This window comes from Pseudomonas sp. NFPP24 (genome assembly GCF_900112095.1).
Lineage (GTDB): Bacteria > Pseudomonadota > Gammaproteobacteria > Pseudomonadales > Pseudomonadaceae > Aquipseudomonas > Aquipseudomonas extremorientalis.
Window position 1 is genome coordinate 317,240 of the sequence record NZ_FOKD01000002.1, and the last position, 18,511, is coordinate 335,750.

Here is an 18,511-nt window from a genome sequence, read left to right on the forward strand (position 1 = left end):
GTCCAGCGGCAGAAAAAGAAGATCGTCAGACAGGCTTGAGCCAGCTCTCGGCCAGCGCGCCCCAATAGGCGGCACCCGTCAGCAGGATATCGTCGTTGAAGTCATAGGCGGGGTTATGCACCATCGGCCGCGACACGCCATTGCCGATGAACAGATAGCTGCCGGGGCAGCGTTGCAGCATCCAGGCGAAGTCTTCGCTGCCCATCAGCGTGCGGGTGTTGCCGTCCACCGCATCGGCGCCTAGCAAGGCGACGCCAACCTGGCGAGCGAACTCGGTTTCTTCGGCGTGATTGACCAGCACCGGATAGGCCGGGCGGTGTTCGATCTGCGCCGTGCAGCCAAAGCTGGCAGCCTGGGTGTGGATGATGGCGAGCACGCGCTCCAGCATCTGTTCGCGCACCTTGGGGTTGAGCGCGCGCAGGCTCAGACGCAACAGCGCCTCTTGGGGAATCACATTGGCTGCCTGGCCCGCTTGCAGCGCGCCCACCGTGACCACGGCCGCTTCCTGAGTGTCGATATTGCGCGCCACCACCGTCTGCAACGCCATGACCAGGCTCGCCGCCGCTACCAACGGGTCCACCGTCAGATGTGGCATGGAGCCATGGCCGCCAACGCCTTCGAGGGTCACCGTGAGCAAGTCCTGCGACGCCATCATCGGCCCGACGCGCAACCCCAGATGCCCCGCCGGCAGCCCCGGCATGTTGTGCATGCCAAACAATCCATCGCAGGGGAAGCGCTCCAGCAAACCATCGGCCAACATGGCTTCGGCACCACCCTGGCCCTCTTCGGCAGGCTGGAAAATCAGGTTCAACGTGCCGTCGAATTGCCGCGTCGCCGCCAGGTAACGCGCGGCGCCAAGCAGCATGGTGGTGTGGCCGTCATGCCCGCAGGCATGCATGCAACCGGCGTGCTGGCTGGTGTAGGCCGCGCCGGTAGTTTCGATGATGGGCAACGCATCCATGTCAGCGCGGATGCCCAGGGTGCGCGAGCTGCTGCCATTGCGCAGCACGCCCACCACGCCGGTCTTGCCGATGCCGGTGTGCACCTCATAGCCCCATTCCCTCAGGCACTGCGCCACGAGGGCCGAGGTGCGGTTCTCTTCGAAACCGAGTTCAGGATGGGCGTGAATGTCGTGGCGCACGGCGCGCAAGTCGCCGGCAACGTCGCTGAGCCAATCCAGGATGTGCTGGTGTGGGCGCATGGTGATTCTCCTCACAGGCGGGTGTTCCCGTTCTTGTTTGCTGCACATCGCCAGATAACCGCGAAGTGCGCAGGAGGACAATCAAAGGTGGTTCCACCCTGTGGAACCTCAGGGCTCCAGGCGACACCCCTGGCGGTCGCCCAGCCACCTCGCCGTGTGCGTGCGCCCCAACCCGCTCGCCGCTACCTCACTGCGCTCCGGGTTATCACTGAACGCACTGGTCGGCACGTACTGCTTCACATACCCGCGGCAATACGCCGCCGGATTGTTCTGCACATACCGGCACGAACAGTATTCCTTGGCCGTATACGCCGCGATGATGTCGGGGAAGGCTTGCAGGTTGACGCGTTCGTGCCAGCCCCACCCCAGCAAGGCGAGCAACAGCAACAGCAACAGGCTGGTAAACGGCCGACGACGAATCATGGTTGCACCGCCGCCAGCACGCGCTTGAGCAGTTCGTTATGGCGATAGCTGCCGTCGCGGTCATCGCCGTAGCGCACGATCACCAGGTGTTCATCGGGCATCACGTATAACGCCTGGCCCCAGTGGCCGAGGGCGGCGAAGGTGTTGGCGGGGGCGTCAGGCCAGGGTCTCGACGCGCCGGTATTGAGCCACCAATGCCCACCCGGGACGGCTTCATCCTGGCCGACCTTGTATTTGTCGAAGGGCTGGCGATTGAAGGCGACCCAGTCTTTGGGCAGCAGTTGTTGATCGCCCCAACGCCCGTCCCGCGCCATCAGCAGGCCGACCCGTGCCAGGTCGCGGGCGGTGAGGTAGGCGTAGGACGAGGCGACGAAGGTTTCGTCGGCGTCGGTTTCCCAGGTGGCGTTGCGAATACCCAGCGGCTTGAACAGCGCATCCCACGGGTAACTCATATAGGCCTTGTGGCCGAGCATGCCCTTGAGGGTGGCGGACAGGATATTGGTGTCGCCGCTCGAATAACGGAACACCTGGCCCGGCTCAGCCGTCGCGTCGGTGTCAGCGGCAAAGTCGGCCATGTCACCGCGACCACGGGTGTAGAGCATCGCCACCACTGACGATTTCAGCGGGGCGTATTCGTAGTCTTCCTGCCAGTCCAGGCCCGAGGCCCAGTTCAGCAGGTCGGCCATGGTCACCTTGGGGTGTTGTTTCATCGGCGGGTAAAAGCGCGCGGCGGGATCGGAGAGTTTGAAGCGGTTCTCGCCGTAGGCCACGCCGAGCACCGTGGCCATCAGGCTTTTGCTGACCGACCAGGTCAGGTGCGGGGTGCTGGCGGTGGTGGGCGCGGCGTAGCGCTCATAGAGGATCACACCATCGCGGATCACCAACAGCGCATCGGTGCGGATGCCTTTGCGGGTGGTGTCGTCACGCGGCGGGAACGCGTAGGCATTTAGGGCATCGACAGCAGGGCCTTCGAGCGGCGTGGCCTTGAGCCAGTCCTTGTCAGGCCAGGTTTCGGCATGGGTGGCAACAGTGACAAACAGCAGGGCAACATACAACAGGCCTCTGACCATGGACGCAGACTCAAGGAACGATCAAACCCGGGAGGCTAGTCAATGCCAATGACCGTTTGAAGACACCGCTCTGTTCTTGAAGGCATACGCCACGTCAATAACCTTTGTTGGTGAAGGCCCTCCCCGCTTGCCCCAACGCTCCTCTCGCCCCTTAAACACCAAAGCGGCGTGACCGTTTGATTCAAAGACGCCCATCCGACCCTGGGCCAACTGCTCAGGCGGCACAGCCTCCACCTCGTCCCAAACACCTAGCCGCCTGAATGCATATTCAAGGCGGCCGCCGCTATTCAGCACGTGCATCGCCTCGGTAAAGCTCGCCGGGCCAGACTCCTGATACCGTTTGGCGCTGACCGCGAACATGAAATTGGCATACAACACCGTCATCGGATCTTCGCCTTTAAGCTGCGCAACAGCTGCGGCCTGTTTCAATTCGTCCTTCGTCAAGAACGTCGATTCCCCGTTTCTCAGCGTGACATGGTAGCCATCGGCCGTTTCACGCACCGATTTGAATACGTCCGTAGGACGCTTGCCAAATTGCATCATCACCGCCTTGATCGCCGCAACAGTCGAGCAATTTGCTTTGTTCCACTGACTGAAATCGCCCCAGATATTTCCGACTTTCCCTCCACCGGTGGACGCCGCAGGTTTGTAGTCAAATAGTTTCTCTCCCGAAACATTGGGCTTTTGACTCATCTTTTCGCCATAGGTACGACCATCTTTAACCCGTGTGCCGGTATGCCCTTCCAGAGGCGCAGGGACTGAAAAGGAAGTCGGCGGGAAGGCCGATGGTGTCGTGTCAGGACGCGGGGGAAACTGCGTAGCAACGGGATTTGGCATAGGTCAGCGCTCTGAAAAGCGGAGCCTGTCTGAAGCTCCTGACAGCTTGAAGGCCCAACTGCCTTCAAACCCGGCCACTGGGTGACCAATACCCCTCATTGGGTTCCCGCGGTCTTCTGCCCTGCGGCTTGCAAGGCGCTGTCATCCAAGCGTCACCATAACTTCATGGAGATGACACCGAGCCTACATAGCCTGACTTTGGACAAACAAGTCGACCGGCCGAAAGGTGGCTGGCACTCGGAGATTCGCCATGACTCAGATCGCCCGCATCAGCGACACCGGCAATGAACGCCGTCTGCAAGCCGAACGCCTGGTTGGCGCGCAGGCGTTGCAGGAAGCCCAGGCCCTGCGGTTCAACGTGTTCAGCGGCGAGTTCAACGCCAAGCTGAAAGGCGCGGAACTGGGCCTGGACATGGATGACTATGATGTTCACTGCAGCCACATCGGTGTGCGGGACTTGAACAGCGGTCGACTGGTGGCCACCACCCGTTTGCTGGACCATCAGGCGGCCAGCACCCTGGGCCGGTTCTACAGCGAAGAAGAATTCAGCCTGCATGGCCTGCTGCACCTGCAAGGCCCGATCCTGGAGATCGGCCGCACCTGCGTCGACCCCGCTTACCGCAACGGCGGCACCATCGCGGTGTTGTGGGGCGAATTGGCCGAAGTGCTCAACCAGGGCGGCTACAGCTACCTGATGGGTTGCGCGAGCATCCCGATGCACGACGGCGGCATCCAGGCCCACGCGATCATGCAGCGCCTGCGCGAACGCTACCTGTGCAACGAACACCTGCGCGCCGAACCGAAAAAACCGCTGCCGGCGCTGGACTTGCCGTCCAACGTGATCGCCGAGATGCCGCCGTTGCTCAAGGCTTACATGCGCCTGGGTGCGAAGATCTGCGGCGAGCCGTGCTGGGATGAAGATTTCCAGGTGGCCGACGTGTTCATCCTGCTCAAGCGCGATGAACTGTGCCCGCGTTACGCGCGCCACTTCAAGGCTGCAATGTGATGAGCCGCCTGCGGGTTTACGGGCGCATTGCCCGCGTGCTGGTGGTGGTGGCGCTGGGCCTGAGCATGGCCAGTGTGTTTGGGGTGTTCGAGCGCTTGGGGATCGCCAATTCGATGGTGCGGCGCCAGCGTTGGTCGCGGTTTTTCATGGCGCGCCTGACCAACGCCCTGCCCTTTCGCGTGACGGTGCACGGCGAATTGCCAACGCAGCCGATGCTATGGGTGAGCAATCACGTGTCCTGGACCGATATTCCGCTGCTCGGCGCCGTGGCGCCGATGTCATTCCTGTCCAAGGCCGAAGTGCGCACCTGGCCGGTGGCGGGCTGGTTGGCGGCCAAGGCTGGCAGCTTGTTTATCCGCCGGGGTTCGGGCGACAGCCAGTTGATCCGCAAGCAGATGACCCGCCACCTGGAGCAACAGCACCCGCTGTTGATGTTCCCGGAAGGCACCACCACCGATGGGCGCAGCCTGCGTACGTTCCACGGGCGCCTGCTGGCCAGTGCGATCGATGCGGATGTGTCGCTGCAACCCGTGGCGATCCGTTACCTGCGTGATGGGCAAGTGGACCCGCTGGCACCCTTTATTGGCGACGATGATTTGCTCTCGCACTTGATGCGCTTGTTTGCCAATGACCAGGGCGATGTGGAAATCCATGTGCTCACGCCGATTGCCTGTGCCGGGCAGGAACGTGCGGCGCTGGCGTATCAAGCGCAGCAGGCAGTGCAGAAGGCGTTGTTCGGGCCGGTGCCGGAAGCGGAACATGTGGATGCTCGACCAGCATTCGCTGCCTGAACTCAAGTGAACACCGTTCAAATGTGGGAGGGGGCTTGCCCCCGATTGGGGTGTGTCAGTCACTGCATGCTTTGACTGAACCATTGCTATCGGGGTAAGCCCCCTCCCACATTCAGCTTTACCTTGTCAGTTGGATCTGTGCGAATGCTTGCAGCTCGGGGTAGAACCGTCGGAAATCTTCACTCAGCGGCTCGTACAACTCTCGTAACTCGTGCATGGCATGCCCCAGTTCCTCGGGTTGTGTCAGCCGCCGCGAAATCCCCCGCAACACCTGCTCCATCACTGCAAACTCTCGGTACGAACCCAGCCAATCATCCGCCGCCATATACGGCGCAATCTGCGCCAGTCGCCCCGGCAATTGCGGTTCGGCGGCAAGCACGCGGTACACCTGCGAGGTGAAGTGTTCCAGTGGCTGGTCGGCATATAGCGCCCAATCCCGCGCCAGGCAGTGGTCGAAAAACACATCGAGGACGATCCCGGCATAACGCCTGCGGGTCAGGCTGAAGCGTGACAACGCCTCCCCCACCAGAGGGTGGCTGTCGGTGAAGCGGTCGATGGAACGATGCAGCTGGATCGCCGATTCGATTTGGGGGCTGAACTGGCCCTGCAGGCGGCCTTTGACAAAGTCGCCATAGAGGCTGCCCAGCAGTTGCGCAGGAAGTTGGCCGCCCAGGTGCAGATGTGCGAGATAATTCATGGCGCGCAGTCTACCACTGCCGTCAACGTATCGTTATAACCCGATATACCGAATGAGCCTAGGCTCAGACCAAAATCATATTGGTATATCGGGATAGACCGATTTAAAGTTCGCCTCATCGCGATATAACGCTGTACGCAACCGAGCACCTGCCATGTCCATCGACCTCGACGAAATAATAAAAGCCCTGGCACACCCAGTACGACGAGACATCCTCACCTGGCTGAAAGACCCGAAAGTGCAATTCCCCGAGCAACTGCACAACCACGAATACGGCATCTGCGCCGGGCAGATCGACCAGCGCTGCGGCTTGTCCCAGTCGACGGTATCGGCCCACCTGGCCACCCTGCAACGCGCCGGGTTGATCAGCAGCCAGAAGGCCGGCCAGTGGCACTTTTTCAAACGCAACGAGGACACCATCCAGGCCTTCCTCGCGGCGCTCACCACCGAACTCAACGCGCACGACAGCGCCGCGTTGTAACAAGGAAACGCCAATGCCCCTCTCGCTCCTCATACTGGCCCTCAGCGCCTTCGCCATCGGCACCACCGAGTTCGTCATCATGGGCTTGTTGCCCGATGTGGCGACGGACCTGGGTGTGTCGATTCCCGGCGCCGGCTGGCTGGTGACCGGTTACGCCCTGGGCGTGGCCATCGGCGCGCCCTTCATGGCATTGGCCACCGCCAAATTGCCACGCAAGGCGGCGCTGGTAGCGTTGATGGGCATCTTCATTATCGGCAACCTGCTCTGCGCCCTGGCCAGCGACTACAACGTGCTGATGTTTGCCCGTGTGGTCACCGCGCTGTGCCACGGTGCGTTCTTTGGGATCGGTTCAGTGGTGGCGGCCAACCTGGTGCCGGCCAACAAGCGTGCTTCGGCCGTGGCCCTGATGTTCACCGGCCTGACCCTGGCCAATGTGCTCGGCGTGCCGCTGGGCACCGCGCTGGGCCAGGCAGCCGGCTGGCGCTCGACCTTCTGGGCGGTGACGGTGATTGGGGTGGTGGCGTTGATCGGCCTGATCCGCTTCCTGCCGGCCAGGCGTGATGAAGAAAAACTCGACATGCGCGCCGAACTCGCCGCCCTCAAGGGCGCCGGCATCTGGCTGTCGCTGAGCATGACCGCGCTGTTTGCCGCGTCCATGTTCACCCTATTCACCTACGTCGCGCCGCTGCTCGGCGATGTCACCGGCGTGTCGCCCAAGGGCGTGACCTGGACCCTGCTGCTGATCGGCCTGGGCCTCACCGTGGGTAACATCATCGGCGGCAAGCTGGCGGACAAGCGCCTGGGGGCCACCCTGGTCGGCGTGTTCATCAGCATGGCGGTGGTCTCCACGGCACTGACCTGGACCAGCGTCGCCGTGATCCCCACCGAAATCACCCTGTTCCTGTGGGCCACCGCCTCGTTTGCCGCCGTGCCTGCGTTGCAGATCAACGTGGTGACCTTCGGCAAGGCCGCACCGAACCTGGTGTCCACCCTGAACATCGGCGCGTTCAACATCGGCAACGCCCTGGGTGCCTGGGTAGGCGGCAGTGTGATCGCCCACGGTTTCGGCCTGACCAGCGTGCCCTTGGCCGCAGCGGCCCTGGCGATTCTCGCGCTGCTGGTGACGCTGATTACTTTCCGTCAGGGCGGCGATGCCGACCTGGCCCTCGCTACCCACTGATCAACCACTTAATAGAGAAAGGTGTTATCCCATGACGACTATTTTCGATCCGATCAAACTGGGCGACCTGGAACTGTCGAACCGCATCATCATGGCGCCGCTGACCCGCTGCCGTGCCGACGCCGGTCGCGTGCCCAACGCGCTGATGGCCGAGTACTACGTGCAACGCGCTTCCGCCGGGCTGATCCTCAGTGAAGCCACTTCCGTGACGCCGATGGGCGTGGGCTACCCGGACACCCCAGGCATCTGGTCCAACGACCAGGTGCGCGGCTGGGCCAACGTGACCAAGGCCGTGCACGGCGCGGGCGGCAAGATCTTCTTGCAACTGTGGCACGTGGGCCGTATTTCCCATGAGTCGTACCTGAACGGCGAAAGCCCGGTAGCCCCGAGCGCGATCCAGCCTAAAGGCCACGTCAGCCTGGTGCGTCCACTGGCGGACTACCCGACCCCACGCGCCCTGGAAACCGCGGAAATCGCCGACATCGTCGATGCCTACCGCACCGGTGCCGAGAACGCCAAGGCTGCCGGCTTCGACGGCGTGGAAATCCACGGCGCCAACGGTTACCTGCTCGACCAGTTCCTGCAAAGCAGCACCAACAAGCGCACCGATCAGTACGGCGGCTCCCTGGAAAACCGTGCACGCCTGCTGCTGGAAGTGACCGACGCCGCCATCGACGTCTGGGGCGCTGGCCGCGTGGGTGTGCACCTGGCACCGCGCGCCGACTCCCATGACATGGGCGATGACAACCTGGCGGAAACCTTTACCTACGTTGCCAGCGAACTGGGCAAGCGTGGCATCGCGTTTATCTGCTCCCGTGAGAAAGAAGCCGGCGACAGCCTCGGTCCACAACTCAAGAAGGCTTTCGGCGGCGTGTACATCGCCAACGAACGCTTCACCAAGGACAGCGCCAACGCCTGGCTGGCCGAAGGCAAAGCCGATGCCGTGGCGTGGGGTGTGCCGTTCATTGCCAACCCGGATTTGCCAGCGCGCTTGAAGGCTGATGCGCCATTGAATGAAGCCCGCCCAGATACTTTCTATAGCAAAGGCCCAGTGGGTTACATCGACTATCCGACGCTGGCTCTGTGATGTAATCGAGCGAAACGAAAAGCCCCGCGCATGAGTGCCGGGGCTTTTTTCTCGTCAACTGAAAACACGCTGTGCCATTTGAAATGGGCGACCTACAGCGAGATCAACCCTTGCGCCAACGCCACACCGACGGCTTGCCGACGACTGAAAGACCCCAACTTGCGACTTGCATTCGCGATATGAAAGTTGATGGTTCGTTCCGAGCAACCCAGGATGCAGCTCATTTCCCACGTCGTTTTACCCACCCCGGTCCATTTCAACACCTCGGACTCACGCAATGTCAGGCTGCTGGGTGGTTCGCCCACAGTTTTCAAGTGTTTCTGCGAGCCTTCCAATAAAAACGGAATCAACATAAACAACATGCCCAACGGGCCATTCAGATCATCGGCAAGTTCATCTGTGTCGCTCACACATTGGGCAACATTGAGTGATCCGGCCATCTCGTTGAACCGCAGGGGAATACTCACGCCTCGTAATAGGCCATACCCCTCCCGCTCCTTCCAGAATCGGTTGGAACAGCCTCTCGCCTGTAGGCGCGCGCGCCCCCAAAACAGCGGGGCAAAGTGATGACGGCAATGCCTGATGATGGGGTCCACTTGAATGAAGTTTTCATCCTTGTACCGCTTCAGCCAGTCAGAAGGGTAAGTCGTCATGATTCTGTTGAAGGGATCATGGGTTGTCGAAGGCCCCAAGCTCAACAAGTAGCGTTCATAGCCGATGCGCCGCAGGATTTTACGCAGGTGACGCTCCCAGTTACGACGATGCAAGTCATTGGCGAGTAGGGAGAAATCATCCAACACGTGCTTGAAGTCTACCTTCGGCTGTACGCCTTCCTTTCTATACTTAAATAAGTCATCCACGATGAATCCCTGCCATCCATAGAAGCTTTCTGACATAACTTAGTGTTGAAAACGGGTCGAGCACTGTCGACCCGGTGCCCGTCATTTATGACCCTGATGGGCGGCAATGCTGCTCTATGAAGCTTCTGAATATGCCAAGGCCGTTCTCCGTCAAAATGCTCTCGGGATGAAACTGGACACCCTCGATCGAATACTCCAGATGCCGGACACCCATGATGTATCCATCATCCGTCGAGGTGGAGGTCACGGCCAATTGCTGCGCCAGACACTGATGATCAATGATCAGCGAATGGTAGCGGGTCGCTTTGATCGAGCGCCCTTGGGTGTGGGTGTAGACGCCACAACCATCGTTCTCAATGGTGCTGATCTTGCCATGCATCACATGGTCGGCCCGAATGACCGAACCGCCGAATGCCAGACCGATGGCTTGGTGCCCAAGGCATACCCCCAAAATCGGCAGGCGCCCTTTGAAGTGCTGGATGACTTCGATATAGCCGGCATCCTTCGGATGGCCAGGGCCAGGCCCCAGGACGCAAAAATCTGGAGCATAGGCTTCGATACGCTGGATCAGGTCCGGAACATCATTGCGCTCCACATGGGTTTCCAACCCCAGCTGCTCAAGGTACTGGCTGATGATGAACACAAAACTGTCATAGGCATCAATCAGGAAGACTTTCATTGCAGCATCTCCTTTCCGGTAACAGCACGGTATACGGAACCCATCTTGTGGAAAGTTTCAGTCCACTCGTTATCCGCCACCGAGTCGGCGACCACGCCCGCCGAAGCCCTCAGGTAGTACGTCCCATCCTTATGGACCGCTGAGCGAATACAGAGCGCTGTATTGATACTGCCGTCGAAGCCAATCAGACCGACGGCTCCGGCATAGATGCCACGGCGATTTTTTTCCATGCTTTCGATAATCTGCATGGCACGGATCTTCGGTGCTCCAGTCATGGTTCCAGCAGGAAAAGAGGCCTTGATCACGTCAAAGGCATCAAAGCCTTTTCGCAGTAACCCTCGCACGTTGGACACCATGTGATAGAGGTGGGAGTACTCCTCCACCAACATCAATTCGTCCACCTCAAGTGAACCTGGCTGGCAAACTCGGCCGATATCATTGCGGCACAGGTCCACCAGCATCAAATGTTCGGCCCGTTCTTTTTCAGAACGCGTCATGCTCAGGATCAGTTCGCTGGACGGTATGCCCGGTGTCTTGCCCACGGTACCGGCGATAGGCCGCATTTCAATCAGTTCGTCTTTGATACGAACGAATAACTCTGGGCTTGCGCCGATCAGATCAACGCCCCCCAGGTTGGCCAGATACATGTAGGGCGAAGGGTTGTTCTTGCGTAACGCGCGATAGACGTCGAACGGCTTGACCGGCGTATCCACCTGCACTTCATGACCCAGCTGGATTTGATAGATGTCACCTTGGCGGATGTGCTCCAGCGCCTTATCGACCCATCCCAGGAACTGCTCCTTTTGCACCGTATCGCGGGCGACCGTGACCGACGGGTAACTGATCGGTGTGTCATCCGCCGGAATCCCGGCCGCATCCGCCAGCAACGCGACGTAATCATCGGTGCTGCGAGACGTCCACAGGGCACTGTTGTTGACCATGACATCGACTGTTGCATTGGCGTGGAAATACATCAGCGTCTGAAACACGGTCAATGCAATGATCGGATAATCATTGGTTCGCTCGGTGAGGTCAGGAATATCTTCGACAAACCGAACGCAGTCGTATGACAGGTAACCAAAAAAGGCCAGGCTGGGATGAGCCTGGCGTGGAACGTTAAAAGGCGCTTGTAACGCACGCAATAAATCCCAGGTGGAATCGCTTGAATCAATCGCTATGCACCCGGCGGCGTCCACAACTATTCCGTTTTCCGACAGTGCATTTCTCAGGTAATTGATCAGCGGTTCATCGCCTTCAAGCGTTGCACGGCGCTCGTAGATTTTGACGGCCAGCAGAGGCTCTATTCCGATGATCGTCGCCTTGCGATCGCGGCTGGGGCCAGAGAGCGATTCGAGAATAAACGTCTTCTCCGCTCCCACTACTTTCGCCGCCGACTCATACACGGCAAGCGGGTCACATTTCATACGCTCACTATGCAGTTGGACACTGACGGGGGTGGTTATTCCACGCATGACATCACTCCTTGTTCTTGATAGCAGCCCATACAACAGAGATTCGAACGCACAGGGCGACGTTTCAAACTGTTGGGCAGTTCAACTTTCTAAGTATTGATATGAAGGACTCATTAACCACACGCCCACTCAAGGCCGGCAAAAGTTGAGACTCAAAAAAGAGACACAACTTCAGCGCACCCTTCGCGTATTACGATTTCCATGGGAACAGCCACGAAAGATCGAATAACAGCGTTCGGTTATTAATGAATCACTCTTGGGGGGTGTTTGACTGAAACAGACAGCAAGACACCGGCGGTCGCTGGATTAGCGACGCCAGATATTGCTTTTGAAAACCGAAAGATGGGCAGTGTTGGATTCGGAGCAAGATCCGAGGGTGTTATTCAGCACTGATAGTCGGTAGTACATTTAAGACTTCCTGTGTCTTGAGGGCATTGCAGGGTTAATTCCCGAATGCCCGTTGGATACTACTCATAGGATTATTAAGGGTCAACCTCTATTACCTACGTTTTATAAGTACTCACACCGGCGTGCGGGCAACGCTCATCAGACAAGAAACGCTTGAGCGCGTCCACAGTTTGCTCGGCACACTCCAGGTACGGAACATGCCCTGCCTCCTCGATGATACAAATGCTTGCCTGCGGTAAAAGACTGTAGGCCGCGTGCAGGCACGAAACATCAAACACGCGATCATTGCGCCCCCACACTATCAGGGTCGGGGCTTCAACCTGCTTCAATCGCAGCTGCAGCGGATACAGTCCGGCCACCTGAAAGTCCCTCAGTATTTTCCCGACCCTCGCATAACGCAGCGCCCCCTTGATGGCCAGCGCCCTTGCCAGAAACGCCGGAACCTTGGGTGGCCGAGTAAACACGGTCGCCCACAAGCCCTGCAGTTCGTCCACCGTTCGGTAGCCGAAGGGATGTCGCCCGGACTCAAGAAACTCGCTCATCGCCGGGCTCAGCTGTGCCGCCGGCAACCCTGCAGGCGCCAGCGCAATCAAGCGGGAAACGTCTGCCGGATAGCAGGCCGCGTAAAGACAGGCAATGCAACCCCCTATGGAACTGCCTATCAATACAAGATCGTTGAAGCGCTGTGCATCGAAAAACGCCTTCAGACGCTCGACCTGAGCCTCTGGGCAATAGCTGTGTGAGTTATCGAACCACGACTCACCTTCGCCCGGCAGGTCCAGGAACACACAGTTGTGCGTGCGCACCATCGAATAAATGTGCGGCCCCCACTGATCCTTGCTGGCACCCAGCCCGTGCAGGAACACCAGGGTAGGCCCGGACCGCTCGCCGCTTGACTGCAAGTAGGGAACATCGTAACCACGCCCCTGCCATCGCCGAGCCTTGAGTCTGTAACGGAATCGGTTGCACTCACACAGGGCGCGCAATACCCACTGACTTGGCCGAATCATCAGGTCTCACCTCTGCGCCGAGGTGTTCTCGGCGTGCGCCCGCCGTGCCGGTAGACGCACCTGGCACAGTGCAACACCCAGCAGCACGGCGACGCCACCCACGACCAGACTCAGCGATACCCCCTCCTGTAACAGCAATTGGCTGACGGCAACCGCAAACACTGGTACGAGTAACAGGAACGGTGTCAAACGCTGGACAGGATGCCGCCCCAAAAGCCAGTACCACAGGCCAAAACCGATCAGCCCGCCGCTGACTGCGGTATATACCACAGCGGCCCAAGCCTTCGGGCTGGCCGTCAATACCGAACCCCAGGCGTGCCACTCCACCGCCGCAGACACCATCAGTAACTCCGGCGCCGCAATCAAGGCGGTCCATGCGCTTATCGCTACGGGGTTGAAAGGCCCCCAGCGCTTGGTAAGCACCGTCCCCACCGCAAAAACAAAGGCCGCCGCAATTACCAGCAAGACACCTGACAACGCACCTCCCTGGCCAACACCACCCAGTACCGTCAGCACGCCAAGCAGTGCAATGACAATCCCCGCCACCACCTGCAGGCCAATGTGTTCCTTCAATACAGCGAACGCCAGCAACAGTGTAAATGGCGTCGAAAGTTGATAGGCAATAGCGGACGTGGATGCATCCACCCGCGAAATGCCGCAATACAACAGCCCGAAATGCACGGCCCCAACCAACGAGGCAATCGAAAAGATGGGCAGCCATTCCTGGCGCTTGGGCACTCCGCAGAACGGCAACAATGCAACCGCCATCATGAAAAAGCGCATGGCAACCATCAGAATCGGTGGGAGCTCCTCGCCCCCGATTTTAACCGCAGTCACCTGGGCGCCCCATAAAAAGGCCACCAGTACGGCTATCAGTGAATCGCGAATAGGCATGTATCCCTCATCCCGTTTGAAATTGGACTTGTTTGAGCAGGCGCAGACGCTCGACGCGTTGGCGCGGCCGATCATGTAATTTGTGAAAGTGCTCAAGGAGGCGGTCCAGAGTTTCTCGTAACGCTTGTTCCGCTTCGGGGTCTTGAACCAATTGCGTGTTGAAGGTGGCCGGAAACCCGGAGCCAACCAGTACCATTTTGTTCAACAGCACGTTGAGTACCACCTGACCAAAGACGGCAGTGTGTCCGTAGCGGCGCCCCACCACGGCCACCGCGGCGAGTTTGTCCCGTAGCGGACGCTCTCTGGGACGCATGAAGCCGTACCCCACCCGCTCCAGGAATGCCTGGAAGCGACTGTTGGTGCCATAGGCATGCATAACGGGCAGGTAAAGGATGGCGTCTGCCTTGGCCATTTCATCGACAATAGCGGCGACCTCGTCCTGCACCCCGCAGTCGGTGTGCGCGCACGCGTTGTCGGCATCGCAGTAGTCGATACGGTAATCACGCAACCAAAGGTCCTGGACCGTCGCTCGTCCCTCCAGATGGCGTCGAACCAACGACACCACCTGGCTGCTGACCCCGTGCGAGCGGCTTGAACCGACGATGACGATCAGCTTCATCAGTTCAGGACGCCTTGGCCAACGGCGCCTGGGCGAGACGTTCGTATTCCAGCAACGACTCTTCCAGCAACTGACCGGTGAGGTACAAGGTCACTCGCGTCACTTCTTTGATCAACGCCCGCTCTTCATCGGTTTTCACCGAACGCTGCATCGCCAGACGCACTTCTTCGGAATGTTTTTCATCAATGGTCGAATGGGCAACGAAAAAGGTCATTTGCTCATCCTTGAGCCCCAGGTCAGTGCGAAACTTATTCAGGATAGGCTGAATGTGCTCGTACACCTCTTCTGCCCAATAGCTGTAACCAAGGCGGGCAACCGGCCCTAGACGAATGGAAACGTCGTTGAGATAAGCGATCAGTGCCTGGGTGGGGGGCAGCGGTGCAGGCAGTGTGTCAGGCAGGGCGCCAATCGATTCCAGGTCACGAATGACCATTTTTTCGTGGCCCAACTCTTCAAGTGCATGCTTGTAGACGAAGCGCAACAGCGTGGTCTGGCTGGAGTCCGCGCTGAACGCGCAAGCCGCTTGGTTGATAGAGTTGAATCGGGTGTAGTGGTACACCTGGAGCATTACCTGCTGATACAACTCCCGCGTAATCGGCTGCTCAAGGCTATACTTCCAATAACGGCCTTGCTTGATCTTGGCCCAACCGCTATCAACAATCGTATCCAGTTCGTTGAATAACTTATCCATGAGCTACTTTTCCTTTGATGGTGTTAAAAACGGTATCCAGTTCCAGGTAAACCAGACTGTAATCACGTGATGATTGGCGGTTAGTCCAAGTAATGTCGTTGGCCAGCACATGGCCGCCTATATCGACATACAAGGCGGCCAAGCGCCCTCGGCATAACGCCGAGATATATTGAAACTGCGTATTGGCTTTCAACCAGATGGCGGTATGCAGAAGAAACACCCTCAGGTGCACACCTCCTCTGTATCGTTCATCCAATACCAATCGATTGGCATCAAACGAGTCCATCGGATGGGCAAAATAGTTTTCCACTTGAACAACACGCTCTACAAAACTCATGCCATGGCCCAACGGCGTTATACGGATAGCCCCGACTATCTCATCGCCATCCAGATAAGCCATATGGTACGAACAGGCATCGCGTAATGCCTCAGTATCGGAATAACTTTCTTCATTGGCCGGGTTGTCACCGATGTAACGAGCTCTCAACGCGCGGACCTTCTGGAACAGTTCACTTCTCGCCGAAACGATTTGCACGGACATGCTCATTCGCCGCCCTCGCCTATCGATTGCGCTGATCGATAATTCGCGCTTCTTTCCAGCTGAACCAACTGCCCAGGTTCACGTGGTCATCCAGGTCGTCGACCACCATGATGGTCGCATCGACACCCAGGCGCTCACGTACACGCTCACGAATCAACAAGGTCAATTGGCTGCGATCACCTTCATAGAACTTGGACATTTCCATCTTGGCAATCACCGTGTCCCTGCCGTTCACGCAGTTGATAACGATTTGATAGCCCAGGCATTGCTCTACGCCCTCAAGCAGCGCCTGCTCTATATGACCCGCTGTGAACGCCTTGCCATTGAGGGTCATCGCATCTTTCACGCGCCCGACGACCTTCATGACCTGTGCCTGGGAGATCGGATTTTTCGGATTTTTTTGAATACAGACCAAATCGCCCGTGCGGTAACGGATCAACGGTTTCACGCCGGCGATCAGCATGGTCACGCACAGTTCGCCTTCCCCACTGTCGCCCAGGCTTTCACCCGTCTGCGGGTTCAGCACCTCGATGATGTAGTTGAGGCGGTGCGGCATCAGTTGGTCGCTGGCGTTGGCAGCAGCAATGATCATTGCCTCCTGCGAGCCATACAGACTGTTGTAGGCTTCACCCCCCCAGAGGCTGTACAAATTGTTTTTCAAAGCGGGCGTACACAGCTCGCCACTCATCATGAACGCACGCAGATGAAAGTCCTCGCGCGGGTTGAAACCCAGCCGTTCGGCCTCCTTGGCCAGCGCCAGTAGCAGCCCCGGCGCCGACGCGACCACGCCGATGCGCAAGTCCTTCATCAACTGCAGGGTCTTGGGATATCCGATCACCGGGGAATGCGGCCAGATCTTGGCGTTACACACTCCAAGTTGATGACAGACATCACCCAAGGTATCGCCAAACGAGTGCACTTCAGTCGGGCCCATAATGCCAACAACGGTCTTCTCGTTAGGGAAATGCTTCTCCAGCACAGCCCGATAAGCCATAGACAGTTGTTTGTTACTGGCATAGCTTTCTTTTTTATCCCGAGGGCACGGAGTTGCCGGGCCGGTGGTGCCCGTTGTTTCATAATAATAAATGCTGTCTTCCAACGTACCGGAGAGAATGTCCATCATGGACTCTCGCAAATCATCCTTTGTGGTAAAGGGTAAAGCGCCAAGATCCGACAGAGTGATGCCGTCCACATCGATATCTTTAAAGTGCCTGGCATAGAACTCAGACTTATTTTTGACATGATGCAAGACTGTTCTAAGCTGCATTTCATGCCAGCGTTTAAGCTCGTACTCACTTAACGTATTGCTCCAGTACGCTTCGTGGATTTGGTCATAGTCAATAATGAACTCATCAAACACACTTTCCACACCCATTAGAGTTCCCCTCATCGCCGTAGGTTTTTCGTTGCTATTACGGTTGTCCGTCCTGGATGCGGACACTAGCAAGGCAAGAAAAACCAAACACCTGTCCACTCGACCAGTTGTATGCACGAAAACAATATGCTACGCGGAGAGTCGTACTCTGATTGCCCAGTAATACGACACGGCGTCAGGCTTCAGACAGGGCATGTATTGTGCTGAAACGAAAAAGCCCCGGCTCGCAGGAACCGGGGCTTTTTCATGGGGGCTGGGAAACACTCCTTCACAGCCCTGCAACAAAATCGCTACAAAATACTTAGGCGGCTACCTATCAACCGCCCGCCAGCCCGTATATAAAGTCACCCCACCCATCAGGCAGAAGGACGATTGACAGTCCTTGGGCTTTACTGTTGACACAACCTGATGCAATTACGCATTTTGTCTCAATTGCGCAGGCTGGGGCTCCAGCGCAGCATGTCCAGCCCGGCGTCCACCCAGCGTTCGGCTTCCTGATGCAGTTGGAAGCTGTCGGGTACCAGCAGCCACTGGCCGATCAGCCCGTTGATGTAGGCGTGGATGCACACCGCGCCACGGGTGGTATCGAGGTTTTCCGGAAGTTGCCCGCGATGGACCGCATTACGCAATGTCAGGCCGATGCGCAGGTTGCATTCCTGGCTGTGGGTCTGGCGCTGGCGACGCATGTCGCACATTTCATCGGTGAATTCGCACTTATGGAACAAGATCTCGTTGATGCGCCGGGTTTTCGGGTCCAGGGCCACTTGATGGAACAAATGAATCAACAACTTGCGCATACAGCCCAGCGGGTCGAGTTCATCCTCGCTTTCACTGGCCCTGGCCAACTCGTCCAGCGGCTCATGCAGCGTGTCGAGCAGCGCCTGGAGCAAATCGGATTTATTGCTGAAATGCCAGTAGATAGCGCCCCGCGTCACACCGGCCAGTGCGGCGATATCCGCCAGCGTGGTCCGCGCAACGCCACGTTCATAGAAGGCTTGCTCGGCGGCCTGGAGAATCTGGCTGCGCGTTTCCTGAGCTTCCTCTTTAGTGCGACGAACCATGGCAGTAAAACCTCAATCGGGACACGGTGGGTGGTGGTTGGCCACCGTCTGAATCATTGTGGGACGACACCGTCATGGGCGCCGAACGTACTAAAATCGAGGCTTTGGGCGTTGCTTTGTCAACATTC

General features: G+C 58.3%; 20 protein-coding genes. 5 read left to right on the forward strand and 15 right to left on the reverse strand.

Features of this window, described 5'->3' with window-relative positions; translation table 11 throughout:
* Positions 1-25 precede the first annotated feature (25 nt).
* From BM026_RS05190 to BM026_RS05205, 4 genes are all read right to left on the reverse strand, one after another.
* Complete coding sequence (locus tag BM026_RS05190) at positions 26-1,201, reverse strand: M20 aminoacylase family protein (RefSeq protein WP_092241308.1); 1,176 nt, start codon at positions 1,199-1,201, stop codon at positions 26-28.
* Positions 1,202-1,309: 108 nt separating this feature from the next.
* Positions 1,310-1,624, reverse strand: coding sequence for an amidase (locus BM026_RS05195; RefSeq protein ID WP_092241307.1), 315 nt, complete (start codon positions 1,622-1,624; stop codon positions 1,310-1,312).
* Positions 1,621-2,694: a serine hydrolase domain-containing protein gene (locus BM026_RS05200; RefSeq protein ID WP_092241305.1), complete on the reverse strand. Its 1,074-nt coding sequence runs from the start codon at positions 2,692-2,694 to the stop codon at positions 1,621-1,623. Before BM026_RS05200 ends, BM026_RS05195 begins: the two co-directional genes overlap by 4 nt.
* A gap of 39 nt (positions 2,695-2,733) precedes the next feature.
* Complete coding sequence (locus BM026_RS05205; RefSeq protein WP_139216843.1) at positions 2,734-3,531, reverse strand: hypothetical protein; 798 nt, start codon at positions 3,529-3,531, stop codon at positions 2,734-2,736.
* A 250-nt stretch (positions 3,532-3,781) separates the two neighbouring features.
* Between BM026_RS05205 and olsB the strand changes: the two genes are divergently transcribed.
* Positions 3,782-4,537, forward strand: a complete 756-nt coding sequence (gene olsB / locus BM026_RS05210) for an L-ornithine N(alpha)-acyltransferase (RefSeq protein ID WP_003172415.1) — start codon at positions 3,782-3,784, stop codon at positions 4,535-4,537.
* Entirely contained in the window at positions 4,537-5,328 is a 792-nt protein-coding gene (locus BM026_RS05215) for a lysophospholipid acyltransferase family protein (protein WP_071488882.1), read from the forward strand. The genes olsB and BM026_RS05215 overlap by 1 nt, the downstream gene beginning before the upstream one ends.
* A 118-nt stretch (positions 5,329-5,446) precedes the next feature.
* Here the strand turns inward: BM026_RS05215 and BM026_RS05220 are convergent, their stop codons facing one another.
* A complete protein-coding gene (locus BM026_RS05220) occupies positions 5,447-6,025 on the reverse strand; it encodes an acyl carrier protein phosphodiesterase (RefSeq protein WP_071488881.1) in 579 nt (192 codons plus the stop codon).
* A 154-nt stretch (positions 6,026-6,179) separates the two neighbouring features.
* Here BM026_RS05220 and BM026_RS05225 point away from each other — a divergent pair, with 154 nt between their 5' ends.
* The 3 genes from BM026_RS05225 to BM026_RS05235 are packed head-to-tail and all read left to right on the forward strand — an operon-like array spanning position 6,180 to position 8,773.
* Positions 6,180-6,506, forward strand: a complete 327-nt coding sequence (locus BM026_RS05225) for an ArsR/SmtB family transcription factor (RefSeq protein WP_092241301.1) — start codon at positions 6,180-6,182, stop codon at positions 6,504-6,506.
* A 13-nt stretch (positions 6,507-6,519) separates the two neighbouring features.
* On the forward strand, positions 6,520-7,686 hold the full coding sequence (locus BM026_RS05230; RefSeq protein WP_093527609.1) for an MFS transporter: 1,167 nt from the start codon (positions 6,520-6,522) through the stop codon (positions 7,684-7,686).
* A 31-nt stretch (positions 7,687-7,717) separates the two neighbouring features.
* The gene (locus tag BM026_RS05235) at positions 7,718-8,773 is read left to right on the forward strand and encodes an alkene reductase (RefSeq protein ID WP_093527611.1); all 1,056 of its coding nucleotides are present in this window, start codon (positions 7,718-7,720) and stop codon (positions 8,771-8,773) included.
* Between the two features lie 92 nt (positions 8,774-8,865).
* On the opposite strand, the gene BM026_RS05240 is transcribed toward BM026_RS05235, so the two are convergent.
* From BM026_RS05240 to BM026_RS05285, 10 genes are all read right to left on the reverse strand, one after another.
* Positions 8,866-9,633, reverse strand: coding sequence for a LuxR family transcriptional regulator (locus BM026_RS05240; RefSeq protein WP_093527613.1), 768 nt, complete (start codon positions 9,631-9,633; stop codon positions 8,866-8,868).
* An 85-nt stretch (positions 9,634-9,718) separates the two neighbouring features.
* The gene (locus BM026_RS05245) at positions 9,719-10,312 is read right to left on the reverse strand and encodes an anthranilate synthase component II (protein ID WP_093527615.1); all 594 of its coding nucleotides are present in this window, start codon (positions 10,310-10,312) and stop codon (positions 9,719-9,721) included.
* Positions 10,309-11,784: an anthranilate synthase component I family protein gene (locus tag BM026_RS05250; RefSeq protein ID WP_093527617.1), complete on the reverse strand. Its 1,476-nt coding sequence runs from the start codon at positions 11,782-11,784 to the stop codon at positions 10,309-10,311. The genes BM026_RS05245 and BM026_RS05250 overlap by 4 nt, the downstream gene beginning before the upstream one ends.
* A gap of 503 nt (positions 11,785-12,287) precedes the next feature.
* A complete protein-coding gene (locus BM026_RS05255) occupies positions 12,288-13,058 on the reverse strand; it encodes an alpha/beta fold hydrolase (RefSeq protein ID WP_240039845.1) in 771 nt (256 codons plus the stop codon).
* A gap of 150 nt (positions 13,059-13,208) precedes the next feature.
* Positions 13,209-14,096, reverse strand: coding sequence for a DMT family transporter (locus BM026_RS05260; RefSeq protein ID WP_093527619.1), 888 nt, complete (start codon positions 14,094-14,096; stop codon positions 13,209-13,211).
* Positions 14,097-14,103: 7 nt separating this feature from the next.
* On the reverse strand, positions 14,104-14,715 hold the full coding sequence (locus tag BM026_RS05265; RefSeq protein ID WP_093527621.1) for a flavodoxin family protein: 612 nt from the start codon (positions 14,713-14,715) through the stop codon (positions 14,104-14,106).
* A 4-nt stretch (positions 14,716-14,719) separates the two neighbouring features.
* Complete coding sequence (locus BM026_RS05270; protein ID WP_093527623.1) at positions 14,720-15,406, reverse strand: iron-containing redox enzyme family protein; 687 nt, start codon at positions 15,404-15,406, stop codon at positions 14,720-14,722.
* Positions 15,399-15,953: an acetyltransferase gene (locus tag BM026_RS05275; protein ID WP_068936517.1), complete on the reverse strand. Its 555-nt coding sequence runs from the start codon at positions 15,951-15,953 to the stop codon at positions 15,399-15,401. Before BM026_RS05275 ends, BM026_RS05270 begins: the two co-directional genes overlap by 8 nt.
* Before the next feature lie 13 nt (positions 15,954-15,966).
* Positions 15,967-17,322, reverse strand: a complete 1,356-nt coding sequence (locus BM026_RS05280; RefSeq protein ID WP_093512145.1) for a phenylacetate--CoA ligase family protein — start codon at positions 17,320-17,322, stop codon at positions 15,967-15,969.
* 428 nt (positions 17,323-17,750) lie between these two features.
* Positions 17,751-18,383, reverse strand: coding sequence for a TetR family transcriptional regulator (locus BM026_RS05285; RefSeq protein ID WP_071488878.1), 633 nt, complete (start codon positions 18,381-18,383; stop codon positions 17,751-17,753).
* Positions 18,384-18,511 lie beyond the last annotated feature (128 nt).